This window comes from Roseomonas sp. OT10 (assembly GCF_020991085.1).
In the GTDB taxonomy this organism is placed as follows: domain Bacteria; phylum Pseudomonadota; class Alphaproteobacteria; order Acetobacterales; family Acetobacteraceae; genus Roseomonas; species Roseomonas cutis.
On the sequence record NZ_CP087719.1, the window covers coordinates 3,924,059 to 3,937,302 of the forward strand.

Genomic DNA, 13,244 nt, shown 5'->3' on the forward strand with positions numbered 1-13,244 from the left:
GGCGCATCATCCCCGCGGCCGGTCCCGGCCCATGCCAGGACCCACCCGCGTTGATCCCGCTGCGACAGGAATGGCCCCCCGAATTCGCGGCGCGTTACCGGGAGGCGGGGTACTGGCGCGGCGAAACCTTCCCCGGCTTCCTGCGCGCGCGGGCGGCGGAGCGCCCCGATGCCCTGGCCATCATCGGCGGCACGCAGCGCTGGACCTATGCGGAGCTGCACGCGCGCGCCGAGGCCGCGGCGGCGGGCTTCCTCGCCCTCGGGCTGCGGCCGGGGGAGCGCGTCGTCGTCCAGCTCGGCAACATCCCGGAATTCTTCAGCGCCGTCTTCGGCCTGTTCCGCGCCGGGCTGGTCCCCGTCTACGCCCTGCCGGCGCACCGGCTGACGGAGATCGCCCACTTCGCCGCCAAGGCCGAGGCCGCCGCCTATATCGGGGCCGAGCGCGGCCCTGACGGCTTCGACGGCCGCCCCCTGGCCCGGGCGCTGCGCGAGGCGCAGCCTTCCGTGCGCCATGTCGTCATCGTCGGCGATGCGGCGGAGTTCACCCCCTTCGCCGGGCTGGACGGCAACCGGGCCGCGCTGCCGGGCGACCCGGACCCGGCCAGCGTCGCCTTCCTGCAGATCTCGGGCGGGACCACGGGCCTGTCCAAGCTGATCCCGCGCACGCATGACGACTACATCTACAGCTTCCGGGCCAGCAACGGGATCTGCGGCGTGACGCCGGAGAGCGTCTTCCTCGTCGCCCTGCCCGCCGCGCACAACTTCCCGATGAGCTCGCCCGGCCACATGGGCGCGCTCTACGCCGGCGCCCGCGTCGTCCTCGCCCCCTCGCCGAGCCCCGACGCCGCCTTCCCGCTGATCGCGCGGGAGCGCGTGACGATCACCGGGCTGGTGCCGCCGCTGGCCCTGCTCTGGGCCCAGGCGGCGGCCGGCACCCCGCACGACCTGTCGAGCCTGGCGGTCCTGCTGGTCGGCGGCGCCAAGCTGACGCCCGAGGCGGCGCGCCGCGTGGCCGATGCGCTGCCCGCCCGGCTGCAGCAGGTCTTCGGCATGGCGGAGGGGCTGGTGAACTACACCCGCCTCGACGACCCGGACGGGATCGTGCTGGAGACCCAGGGCCGCCCGATCAGCCCCGACGACGAGGTGCTGATCGTGGACGACCTGGGCGAGCCCGTGCCGGAGGGCGAGGCAGGGCACCTGCTCGCGCGCGGCCCCTACACCATCCGCGCCTACCACAACGACGACACGGCGAACGCCCGCTCCTTCACCGCGGACGGCTTCTACCGCACGGGCGACATCGTGCGCCGCACGCCGCAGGGCTACCTCGTCGTGCAGGGCCGCGCGGGCGACCACATCAACCGCGCGGGCGAGAAGATCTCCGCCGAGGAGGTGGAGGACCACCTGCTCGCCCACCCCAACGTCTTCGACGCGGCCGTGGTCTCCGTACCCGACGAGTTCCTGGGCGAGCGGAGCTGCGCCTTCGTCATCCCGCGCGGCGAGCGGCCCCGCGCCGTCGCGCTGAAGGCGTGGATGCGGACCCGCGGCATCGCGGACTTCAAGGTGCCGGACCAGATCGTGCTCGTGGATTCCTTCGAGACGACGGCGGCCGGCAAGATCAGCCGCAAGGAGCTGCGCGCCCGCCTGCGCGCGCAGCTTCTCGCCGGCGAGGACACGACAAGGGCATGAGCATGGAGATCGGCCGGACCGGCGCGACGGAGCCGCTGACGCGGGAGCGGATGCGGGCCGACATCGCGCGCACCCTCCGCCTGCCGCCGGACGAGATCGGCGACGACGACGACCTGAACGACCTCGGCCTGGACTCCATGCGGGCCATGGGCCTCGTCCTCTACTGGACGGAAGGCGGGCTGCAGCTGGATTTCGGCGAGCTGGCGGAGCGGCCCACCCTCGACGCGTGGTGGGGCGTGGCGGAACGGGCCCTGGCCAAGCAGACCCGTGGCTGACGGCGGGGCCGCGCCCGGCCTGCCGCTGACCGAGGCGCAGGAAGGACTCTGGTACGCGCAGCGGCTGGACGCGGGCAACCCGGTCTTCAACACGGGGCAGTACATCGCCTTCCGTGGCCCGCTGGAGGTGGAGGCGTTCCGCGCCGCCGTGGACGGCATGGTGGCGGAGGCGGATTCGCTCGCCCTGCGCATCCTGGACGCGCCCGGCGGCCCGCGGCAGGTCCCCGACCCCGCGCTGCGCCCCTGGCTGGAGGTGGTGGACCTCTCCGACGCGGCGGACCCGCTGGCGGCGGCGCGGGAGGCGATGGCGCGCGACATGGGCCGGCCGGTGGACCTCGCCCGCGGCGGCCTGGCGGCCGAGCGCCTCTATCGCCTCGCCCCCGACCACCACCTCTGGTACCAGCGCGCCCACCATCTGGTGCTGGACGGCTTCGGCACGGAGCTGCTGGTCCGCCGCACCGCCGCGCTCTACGCCGCGCGCCTGACGGGCAGCGACCCCGGCCAGCCCCTCGCCCCCTTCGCCGCGACGGTGTCGGAGGATGCCGCCTACCGCGCCTCGCCCCGCCGCGCCGCCGATGCCGCCTACTGGCGGGAGGCCATGGCGGGCGCGCCCGAGATCGGCGGCTCCCCTGGCGGCTCCCCCGGCGGCTCCCCTGGCAGCCTCCCGGGCGCGGCCCCGGGCGGCAGCCTGCGCACCGCGCGCTCCGTCCACCGTGCCCATGCGGTGCTGGACGACGCGGCCGGCGAGGCGCTGCGCCGCACCGCCGCCGCCCACGACCTCGCCTGGCCCGACCTGCTGACCGCCCTGCTCGGCGCCTATTGCCGCCGGATGACCGGGGAGGCGGAGGCGATCGTCGGCGTCACCTTCATGAACCGCTTCGGCAGCGCCGCCGCGCGCGTGCCGGCGACGCTGATGAACGTGCTGCCGCTGCGCATCCGCGCGGACGAGGCCGCGCCGCTGCACGAGGCGGTGGAGGAGGTGGTGGTCCAGCTCGCCCGTCTGCGGCGGCACGGGCGCTACCGCGGCGAGCAGCTGCGACGCGACCTGGGCCGTGTCGGCGGCGGGCGGCGGCTGCACGGCGCCATCGTCAACATCCAGCCCTTCCACGGCATCCCGCCCTTCCCCGGCCTGACGGCCGCGCTGCACCTGCTGGGCACCGGCCCGGTGGACGACATCACCTTCGACCTGCGCACCGATCCCGGGGCGGGCACGCTGCGGCTGGACGTGGAGGCCAATCCGGTGCGGCACACGGCGGCGCAGACCGCCGCCCATGCCGCCCGCGCGGCGCAGTTCGTCGCGGCCGCGCTCGCCGCGGGCCGGCTCGACGCGGTGCCCACCGCCACCCCCGCCGAGGCCCGGCACTTCGTCGAGGCGGTGAACGACACGGCGCACCCCGTGCCCGACACCACCCTGGCGGCGCTGATCGCGGCGGCCATGGAAGCGCGGCCGGAGGCCACGGCGCTGGTGCTCGACGGGCAGGCGCTCAGCTACCGCGCGCTGGACGCGCGCAGCGCCGCCCTGGCCGGCGCGCTGGCGGCGCGGGGGATCGGCCCCGGGGACCTGGTGGCGGTCTCGCTCGACCGTTCCTTCGAGCTGGTCGTGGCCCTGCTGGGCGTGCTCCGCGCCGGCGCCGCCTACCTGCCGCTCGACCCGGCGCACCCGCCGGAGCGGCTGGCGCGCATCCTGGCCTCCGCCCGGCCCCGCCTCGCCCTCGCCATGGCGGCGCTGCCCGGGGAGGTCCCGGTGCTGCCCCCGGCGGATTGGCCGCGGGAGGGCCGCGCGCCGCGGGGGCCGGGGCCGGAGGACGCGGCCTATGCCATCTACACCTCCGGCTCCACCGGCGAGCCGAAGGGCGCCGTCATCCAGCACCGCGCCATCGTGAACCGGCTGGAATGGATGCGCGCGCAATACGGCTTCACCGCGCGGGACCGCATCCTGCAGAAGACGCCGGCCACCTTCGACGTCTCCGTCTGGGAGTTCTTCCTCCCCCTGCTCTGCGGCGCCACGCTGGTCCTCGCCCCCCCGGGTGCGCATCGCGACCCAGCCGCCATCGCCCGGCTGATCCGGGCGGAGGGCGTCACCACCGCGCATTTCGTCCCCTCGATGCTCGCCGCCTTCCTCGCCCATCCCGCGGCGCGCGGCCTCTCCCTGGCCCGCGTCTTCTGCTCGGGCGAGGCGCTGACGGCGGAGCTGCGGGACCGCTTCCACGCCACCATGCAGGCGGAGCTGCACAACCTCTACGGCCCCACCGAGGCGGCGGTGGACGTCTCCTTCTGGGACGCCTCGGCGGGGGATGACAGCCGCCCCGTGCCGATCGGCCGGCCGGTCTGGAACACGCGCCTCTACGTGCTGGACGAGGCGCTGCGGCCCCTGCCGGCCGGCGTGCCCGGCCACCTCTTCATCGCGGGCCGGCAGCTCGCGCGCGAATACCTCGGCCGCCCGGACCTCACCGGCCGCGCCTTCATCTCCGACCCCTTCCGGCCGGGCGAGCGGATGTACCGCACCGGCGACCTCGCCTGCTTCCGCGACGACGGCGCCATCCTCTACCTCGGCCGCTCCGACGGGCAGGTGAAGCTGCGCGGCTTCCGCATCGAGACGGGGGAGATCGAGGCCGCCATCGCCGGGTCCGGCCTGGTGCGCCAGGCCCGCGTGATCGCGCGCGAGGACCGGCAGCGGGGCCCGATGGCGGACCGCCGCCTCGTCGCCTACCTCGTCCCCGCGCCGGGCTACGACGCCGCCGCGCTGCGGGCCCACCTGGCCGCCCGCCTGCCGGACTACATGCTGCCCGCCGCCTTCGTCGCGCTCGACGCGCTGCCGGTGAACGCCAGCGGCAAGCTGGACCATGCCGCGCTGCCCGCGCCCCCCGCCGGCCCGGAGGAGGGCACCGACCGGGGCCGCGCGCCCGAGGGCGACACGGAGCGCCGCCTCGCAGCCCTCTTCGCCGAGGCGCTGGGTATCCCCCGGATCGGGGCGGAGGAGGATTTCTTCGCCCTCGGCGGCCACTCCCTCCTCGCCGTGGACCTGATGCTGCGCGTGCAGGAGGCGTTCGGCCGCGACCCCGGGCTGGGCGCGCTGTTCGAGCATCCGACGGTGGCCCGCCTCGCCGCCCTGCTCGACTCCGCCAACCTGCCGCCCGGCGACGACGGCCTCGGCCCGCTCATCCGCCTCGGCCGCGGCGAGGCGGGTCGGCCGCCGCTGATCGTCGTGCATCCGGCGGGCGGCATCGCCTGGAGCTATGGCCCGCTCGCCCGCGCGCTGGCGCCGGAGATCGCCACGCTGGGCCTGCAGGCGCCCTCGCTCGCCGCCGAGGTGCCGCCCCCCGCCAGCCTGGAGGCGCTGGCCGCCGACTACGTGGACCGCCTGCTGGCCGCCGGCCTGTCCGGGCCCTTCCACCTCGCGGGCTGGTCGGTCGGCGGCATCATCGCCCAGGCCATGGCCGTGCTCCTGCGCGAGCGGGGCCATGCGGTCGGGGTGCTGGCGCTGCTGGATGCCTACCCGGCCGATGCCTGGCGCGCCGAGCCGGAGCCCGACGCCGCCGCGGTCTACCGCGCCCTGCTGGCCATCGCCGGGCACGACCCGGCCGCGCACCCGGACCTGCCGATGCGGCGCGACGCGGTGATGGACTTCCTCCGCCGCGGCGGCACGCCGCTGGGCCGGTTGCCGGAGGCGGCGCTGGACGGGGTGATCCGCGTGGTGGAGGGCAACAACCGCCTCGTCCGCGGCCACCGGCACCGCCGCTACGACGGCACCATCACGCATTTCCGCGCCGCGCTGGACCACGCGGGCCGCGCCCTCTCGCCCGCCCTGTGGGAACCCTACGCGGAGGCGGTGGAGGTGATCGACCTCCCGGCCCTGCACAAGGACATGGTCGGCCGCGCGGCCACGGCCCTCGTCGCCCCCGCCCTGCGCGAGCGGATGGAGCGCTGATACGCACGGCGGGATGCGCCTTGATCCGTGCCGGCGTGGCTGGCGCCCGTGGCCCGGGGGCAAGGCGCTGCCTCGCCCCCGTACCCCCACTCCGCCAGGACCCTGCGGGCCCTGGACCCGATCAGCGCTGCCGCGCGGTGGTGGTAACGGGGTCGAGGCGCCGAGGAGCCATGCTCCTCGGCGGGTACGTCCTCTGCCCTCACTGACGCCTACGAAGTTCTTATGGCGTCCCGCCTGTCCGTGTTCCGTCAGGGTTCAGCCCGCGGGCGGACATCTACCGGAAGCACCAAACTCCCAGCGGGGACCGGGGCCCGCTTGTGGCCCCGGCAGGGGAGGGTCTGGGACGGGGATCGACGCACGGCGTCGATGCCGCAGGCCGGCCTCCCCTCCGGTCCCACGCCCGAACACCACAGCACGACAGGTAGGTCCCCCCGGGGAAGCAGGGGAAAGTCGTGAAATATCACAATATGCTTTACACCGCCCCCCGTGCGGGGCTGCATGGCCATACTCTGCCCGGCCAGGAGGAGGACGCCCATGCCCGGTAAGCCCGGACGCAAGCCGCGGCTGGTGACGGCAGAGGAGCCGCAGCCCCGGCGCAACCGCGACAACCTGGCCAACCAGGCCTACGAACGGCTGGAGGAACTGGTCGTCACCTGCGCCCTGCGGCCCGGCCAGGCGCTCTCCATCCAGGATCTCCAGGCGCTCACCGGCTTCGGCCGCACGCCGACGCACCAGGCGGTGAGCCGGCTGGCCGCCGACACGCTCATCATCATCCGCCCGCGCCACGGGCTGCGGATCGCGCCCGTCGATCTCGCGCGCGAACGCACGCTGCTGCTGCTGCGGCGGGACATGGAGCGCTTCGTGATCCGCCTCGCGGCCGAGCGGTCCGGCCCGACCCAGCGCAACCAGCTCCTGCACCTCATCCGCCTGTTGCGCGACCAGCAGGCGCGGCTGACCGTCGACGCCTTCAACCAGATCGACCGGCGCATCGACCGGCTGCTGCTGGCCGCCACGGCGGAGCCCTTCCTGGAGCACACGCTGCGGCCACTTCACACCATCTTCCGCCGGGTCGGCTGGATCTACCACACCGCCGTCGCGCCGGATCAGGGCCTCGCCGGCACCCTCGTCCCGCATCTGGAGATCCTGGAGGCGGTGGCCGCACGCCAGGCCGAGGCCGCCGTCGCCGCCTCCGACCGCCTCATCGGCTTCGCCGAGCACATGCTGGGCGTGATGGAGCGCGAGGTGGACCCCACGCTGCTGGATTGCAGCATCGACCTCGTCACGCCGGAACTCCGCTGATGCGCATCGTCTTCCACGGCGCCAACGCCGCCTCCTTCGCCCCGGGCTTCGCGGCTCTGCTCGATCCGGGGGCGGAGGTGGAGACCCTCTCCGACGCGCTGGACGCGCCCGGCGAGCGTGACGCCTATGCGGCGGCAGAGGCGGTGATCGGCGTCCGCTTCGACACCGACCTGCCCTCCCCCGGACGGCTGCGCCTGTTCCAGGTGCCCGGCGCCGGCACCGATGCGGTGCGCTTCGACGCCCTGCCGCCCCAGGCCGCAGTCTGCAACTGCTTCGGGCATGAGGCCGCCATCGCCGAGTACGTGATGGCCGCGCTGCTGCAATGGCAGATTCCGATGGCGGAGGCCGACCGTCGCCTGCGCCGGGGCGAGTGGGCCTATTGGGCAGGGGACCCGGCACGGGCGCATGGCGAGCTGGCGGGACGCACCCTCGGCCTGCTGGGCTTCGGCCATATCGCCAGGGCGGTGGCGCGCCGCGCGAGGGCCTTCGACATGCGGGTGCACGTCGCCAACCGCAGTCCGCTTCCCGCGGGGGCCGAGGTGGACCGGGCCCAGGGCCTCGACGACCTGCCGGGCTTCTGCCGGGACGTGGAGGCGCTGGTGGTCACCGTGCCGCTGTCGTCGGAGACCCGCGGGCTGGTCGGCGAGGCGGCCCTGGCGGCGCTGCCCCATGGGGCGCTGGTGGTCAACGTGGCGCGCGGGCCGGTGATCGACGAGCAGGCGCTGTACGACGCGCTCGCCGCCGGCCGGGTCCAGGCCGCGATCGACACCTGGTACCGCTACCCAAGCGCGCCCGAACCCGCGCCGCTGCCTGCGGCCCTGCCCTTCCACACCCTGCCGAACCTGGTGATGACGCCGCACATGTCCGGCTGGACCGACGGCACCATCCGCCGCCGGCAGCGGGCCATGGCGGACAACGTCAACCGCCTGCGCCGCGGCGAGCCCTTGGTGAACCGACTCCGTTGACCGGGCCGGGGGCGCTTCGCGCTTCCGGACGGTGCCGCCCTTCGGCGGGCGGTTCTATCGCGGCCCGCCCATCCGCGACGGGGGCCCGCAGCCGCAATCCGTTCCCGGCGGCGGTGCGGGCGGGGCGGCCTCCCGGCCATCGGCGGGCGTGGCCGGCGTCTCCGCCACCTGCCGGGTCGCGCCGCCGGGCGCCCCCGACAGCGCGGCCGCCAGCAGCAGGGGAAGGAGGGACAGGTGCGGCATGTTGGCTTCTGGATATCGGTTGCGCGGGCGCGAAGGCCTGGATGATGCCAGCGCGGACCCGGCGGCGTGAAGGTGCCGCCTGGGACAGAAGCTGTGGAAGGCACGATGTGCGAGGGGCGGGCGTACCGGGGTTAACGACGTCGCACCGGTCCATTCCCGGGCGTTCGAGCCGACAGCCCCGACCGAGGATGCCAGCCGCATCGCGCACCACAACGGGCGCGACGTCGTCCCCTCTGTTTCCACCCTAAACCCGGCCCGTCTTCCGGTCACCGATGACGAGGTTTCTAGCGGGGTCCGGTAACTTATACAAGAATATCGTAAACGTGAAATTGCATGGCACCCATTCACTGAGGCCAGGACAGGGACGCCGGATCGCTTCCTAAGTGTATATAGGGGACATGCCTCGTCGCGGGACCGGATCCTCCGTCCGGTCCCTGCGGCATCGGCGTCCTGCGACAATACCGGGAGACTCCGTGAGCGACCGCTCATTCCAAGCCGCCGCGCCGACTGGCCTCCGGCCCGATTCGCGCCCGCTCTATGCCCAGGTCGAGACCATCCTGACCAACCGGATCGCGGAAGGCGAGTGGCCGCCCGGCCATGCCTTGCCCGCCGAGCCCGAACTGGCCGCCGAGCTGGGCGTCAGCCACGGCACGGTGCGCAAGGCCCTGGACGCGCTGGAGCGGCGCCACCTGATCGAGCGGCGCCAGGGCAAGGGCACCTTCGTCGCCCGTCAGACCAGCGAGCGCGCCCGGCACCACTTCTTCCCGGTCCGGGCCCTGGAGCCCGGGCTGCCGCCCCCCATCTCCCGCGCCCTGTCGCTGGAGACGGGTGAGGCCGACACCGCCGAGGCGAAGGCGCTCCATCTGGCGGAAGGTGCGCCCGTCCACCGGCTACGCCGACTGCGCTTGCAAGGCGGCCGCCCCTTCATGCTGGAGGAGAACGTCCTTCCGGCCACCCTGTTCGAGGACTTCTCGGTCCCGATGGAGCGGGAGATGCCGGACGAGCTCTACGTCCACTACCAGAAGCGCCACGGCGTCACGGTGGTGCGGACAGAGGAGGCGCTCAGCGCCCGCGCCGCCACCGCCGCGGTCGCGGCAGAGTTGGGTCTGGAAGAAGGCGCGCCGGTGCTGGTGGCGGAGCGCCACACCTGGGACGCCGCCGGCCGCGTGGTCGAACACCGCCTGTCCTGGCTGAACACGGCACGGCATCGCTACGTGCTGGTCCTGGACTGATCCGCGCGGCGTGATGCGCTGACGTCTGCCGGACTGGCGCCCATGCCCCGGGGGCAAGGCTCTGCCTCGCCCCCGTACCCCCACTCCGCCAAGACCCTGCGGGCCCTGGACCCAGTGGGCGCTGCCGCGGGACAGCCTGACACGGGGTCACAGCGCCGAGGAGCCATGCTCCTCGGCGGGTACGGCCACCGCACTCGCGGACACCTTCTGAAGCTTTTTCGGAGTCCCGCCTGTCCGTGTTCCGCCAGGGTTCAGCCCGCAGGCTGACGGCAACCGCACAGCGCCAAACGCCCAGCGGGGTCCGGGGCCCGCTTGTGGCCCCGGCAGGGGAGGGTTTGGGAGGGGACGGCGTCCCCTCCCGGTCTGCCGCCGGAACACGGCAGCACGATCGGTCAGGTCATCCCGCCGCCGGGATCAGATCCCCACCGGCCGCCCGGCTGCGACCACGCCCAGGGCATCCGGCTTCAGCACCCGGGCGGACGCCTTCGCCACCGCCTCGCGGGTCAGGGCGGAGAGGCGCTCGCTGCGTCGGGCCAGCCAGTCCAGTGGTCGTCCGTTGCGGCGCAGGCCGAGCAGGATCGAGGCGGTGCGGCGGCTGTCGGTGAACTGGAGCGGCAAGCTGCCGGTCAGGTAGGCGACCGCATCCTCCAGCTCCTGCTGCGTGGGCCCGGTCTCGGCCATGCGGGCCCATTCCTGGCGCAGGACCGACAGCGTCTCCGCGACGCGGGCATTCTCCGTCGCGACCGATCCGACCAGCAGCCCCTGCCCGGCGATCGATTCGAAGCCCGCATAGATGCCGTAGGACAGGCCGCGCTCCACCCGCACCGACTGCATCAGGCGGGAGGAGAAGCCGCCCCCGCCCAGGACGCGCAGCATCACCTGGGCCGCCTCCCAGTCCGGGTCGCGCACGGGGATGCCGGGCTGGCCGAAGAGCATCTGGGACTGCGGCGCATCCACCTCCACCACCTGCACACCCTGCAGGGCGAAGGGCGGCAGGGCGGGCAGCGGCGGCGGCGGCGCCTCCGGCAGCTCGCCGAACAGCGTGCCGAGCAGGGTGGCGAGGTCGGCCTCGTTGATCGCCCCGGCAGCGGCGACCAGCAGCCCGCCGCGGCGCAGGTGGCGGGCGGCGGCGGCGCGCATCGCCTCCACCGGCAGCGCGGCGAGGCTTTCGGCCGTGCCGTTGGGCGGGCGGCCATAGGAGCTTTCCGGGAAGGCCTTCGCCCAGAAGGCGCGGCTGGCCTGGCCGCGCGGGCCTTCCAGGGACTGCCGGGCGCTGGCGATGGCGCGGGCCCGGGTGCGGGCCACGGCGTCCTCGTCGAAGCGTGGGGCCGTCATGGCCAGGCGGGCCAGGCGCACCGCCTCCGGCAGCGCATCGGTGAGCGCCCGGAAGCCGCCCTCGAAGCCGTCGCGGTCGGCGCCGAAGTTCAACCCGATGGCGGCATCGCGCAGCGCGTCCTGGAAGGCGGCCGCATCCAGGTCGCCCGCGCCCTCGGTCAGCAGGGCGGCGGCCATGGCCGCGGCGCCCTCCTGCCCCTCGGGGTCGAGGGCAGCGCCGCCGTCCCAGCCCCAGGAGAGGGAGACGACGGGCACGGAGTGATCCTCGGCCAGCCAGGCGGTCACGCCATGGCCGGCGACCTCGCGGATCGGGACGGAGAAGGAGGCGGCGGTCACGACGCGCTGACTCCCTCGGGCAGCAGCCATCCGGTGGTGGATGGGTGGGTGAAGACCGTCCGCGCCGCCGCCTCCACCTGCTCCCGCGTCACGGCGCGGATGCGGGCGGGCCAGTACTCCACCACCTCGGGGCCGAGGCCGATGGACAGCGCATGGCCGAACAACCTGGGCGCGGTACCCAGCCCGTCCAGCGCCAGCAGCGCGCCGGCGGTCACCTGGCGGCGGGAGCGCGCCACCTCCGCCTCGGTCACGCCGCCATCGAGGAGGCGGGCGACCTCCGCCTCCATCGCCGCCTCCAGCTTCGCCGGCGCCACGTCGCGGCGGGGCGTGCCGTAGAGCACGACGTTGCCGACGCCGAGATCGTCGGAATCGTAATAGCCGCCGGCCTGCACGGCGAGGCCGGTCTCCACCAGCGCCTTGTGCAGGCGGGAGCCCGGGCCGCCGCCGAGGAGGTGCAGCAGCACCTCCAGCGGATCGGCATGCTCGCTCGCGCCCCAGGTCAGGGTCGGGGCGATCCAGCTCCGCAGATACTGCGCCTCCTGCACCTGGGGGTCGTTGCGGACCAGGCGGGCCTCCAGCGGGGCCTCGGGCGGCGGGGCACGGTGGCGGGTGGCGGCCTCGCGGGCCGGTATGCCGCCGTACTCCGCCTCGACCACCCGGCGCAGCTCGGCCTCGCCGACGGCACCGCAGACCACCAGCACGGCATTGCCCGGGGCGTACCAGCGGCTGTGGAAGTCGAAGAGATCCTGGCGGGAGATGGCGCGGATTTCGTCCTGCCAGCCGATGATGGGGCGGCCACGCCAGTGCTGGGCGCCCCACATGGCGGCGTCGTAGGCCTCGCGGAAGCGGGCGCGGGGATTGGCGTCGGTGCGCTGGCGGCGCTCCTCCAGGATGACGCTGCGCTCGGGCTCGACCTCCGCCTCGGGCAGCAGCGCGCCCTCCAGCCGGTCCGCCTCCATCATCGCCATCAGCGGCAGGCGGGAGGCCTCGACCGTCTGGTGATAGGCGGTCACGTCGCGGGAGGTGTAGGCGTTGTCCTGCCCACCCTCCCGCGCCACGCGCAGGTTGAACTCGCCGGAGGCCACGCGCCGGCTGCCCTTGAACATCATGTGCTCCAGGAAGTGCGCGGTGCCGGACTTCCCAGACGGGTCCTCGCCGGAGCCGGCGGCGTAATAGAGGTAGTGCGCCACCACGGGGGCGCGGTGGTTCTCCACATGGACGACACGCAGCCCGTTGGGCAGGCGCCAGAGCCCGGCATCGAAGAGCCGGCGCTCGCCCGCCGGCAGGCCCGCCGGGAGCTGGGCACGGGCCGCGGGCGGGAGGAGAGGAAGGCTGGCGGCGGCCGCCAGGGCCGCCCGTCGGGTCAGGGACATCGTATAACCCAGAATGGGGCGTCGGCAGGCTTTATGCCAGCGGGGATGGCCTCGGGGGCGGGTTGCGGGCGACGCGGGCGTCGGCCGGACGGTCCGGGGGCACCCGCCCCGTCCGGGCCAGCAGCACCACGGCAACGCGCTTCGTGGCCTGCTCGTCGTTGCGTTGCGCCCCTGGCGCCGGGCCGGACCACCGTGCAGCAGACGCGCCGCACGGGCCGATGCCGGGCGCCTTCCCGCCGCATACGCGCGACATGATGCGTTGACGTCTGGCGGACTGGTGCCCGTGGCCCGGGGGCAAGGCTCCACCTCGCCCCCGTACCCCCACTCCGCCAGGACCCTGCGGGCCCTGGACCCGATCAGCGCTGCCGCGCGGCTGTCTGTGACGGGGTCACAGCGCCGAGGAGCCATGCTCCTCGGCGGGTACGGCCGCAGCACTCGCTGACGCCTTTGACGCTTTTCCAGAGTCCCGCCTGTCCGAGCTCCGTCAGGGTTCAGCCCGCAGGCTGACACCCACCGGAAGCACCAAACTCCCAGCGGGGGCCGGGGCCCGCTTGTGGCCCCGGCAGGGGAGGG

At 74.6% G+C, this 13,244-nt stretch carries 8 protein-coding genes; 6 read left to right on the forward strand and 2 right to left on the reverse strand.

Annotated elements, in window-relative coordinates; genetic code table 11:
- Positions 1-50 precede the first annotated feature (50 nt).
- The 6 genes from LPC08_RS17885 to LPC08_RS17910 all read left to right on the forward strand — a co-directional run bounded on the left by LPC08_RS17885 (position 51) and on the right by LPC08_RS17910 (position 9,627).
- On the forward strand, positions 51-1,685 hold the full coding sequence (locus LPC08_RS17885; RefSeq protein WP_230449589.1) for a (2,3-dihydroxybenzoyl)adenylate synthase: 1,635 nt from the start codon (positions 51-53) through the stop codon (positions 1,683-1,685).
- Positions 1,682-1,960 (forward strand): phosphopantetheine-binding protein, encoded by a 279-nt coding sequence (locus LPC08_RS17890; protein ID WP_230449590.1) that lies wholly within the window; start codon positions 1,682-1,684, stop codon positions 1,958-1,960. Before LPC08_RS17885 ends, LPC08_RS17890 begins: the two co-directional genes overlap by 4 nt.
- On the forward strand, positions 1,953-5,888 hold the full coding sequence (locus LPC08_RS17895) for a non-ribosomal peptide synthetase (protein WP_230449591.1): 3,936 nt from the start codon (positions 1,953-1,955) through the stop codon (positions 5,886-5,888). Before LPC08_RS17890 ends, LPC08_RS17895 begins: the two co-directional genes overlap by 8 nt.
- Positions 5,889-6,422: 534 nt before the next feature.
- A complete protein-coding gene (locus tag LPC08_RS17900; protein WP_230449592.1) occupies positions 6,423-7,187 on the forward strand; it encodes a GntR family transcriptional regulator in 765 nt (254 codons plus the stop codon).
- The gene (locus tag LPC08_RS17905) at positions 7,187-8,152 is read left to right on the forward strand and encodes a 2-hydroxyacid dehydrogenase (protein WP_230449593.1); all 966 of its coding nucleotides are present in this window, start codon (positions 7,187-7,189) and stop codon (positions 8,150-8,152) included. The genes LPC08_RS17900 and LPC08_RS17905 overlap by 1 nt, the downstream gene beginning before the upstream one ends.
- A gap of 716 nt (positions 8,153-8,868) precedes the next feature.
- Positions 8,869-9,627 (forward strand): GntR family transcriptional regulator, encoded by a 759-nt coding sequence (locus LPC08_RS17910; RefSeq protein ID WP_230449594.1) that lies wholly within the window; start codon positions 8,869-8,871, stop codon positions 9,625-9,627.
- Positions 9,628-10,041: 414 nt separating this feature from the next.
- Here the strand turns inward: LPC08_RS17910 and LPC08_RS17915 are convergent, their stop codons facing one another.
- Both LPC08_RS17915 and LPC08_RS17920 read right to left on the reverse strand, forming a co-directional pair.
- Positions 10,042-11,298 (reverse strand): M16 family metallopeptidase, encoded by a 1,257-nt coding sequence (locus LPC08_RS17915; protein ID WP_230449595.1) that lies wholly within the window; start codon positions 11,296-11,298, stop codon positions 10,042-10,044.
- Positions 11,295-12,671, reverse strand: a complete 1,377-nt coding sequence (locus LPC08_RS17920; RefSeq protein WP_230449596.1) for a M16 family metallopeptidase — start codon at positions 12,669-12,671, stop codon at positions 11,295-11,297. The genes LPC08_RS17915 and LPC08_RS17920 overlap by 4 nt, the downstream gene beginning before the upstream one ends.
- Between the last annotated feature and the right edge of the window lie 573 nt (positions 12,672-13,244).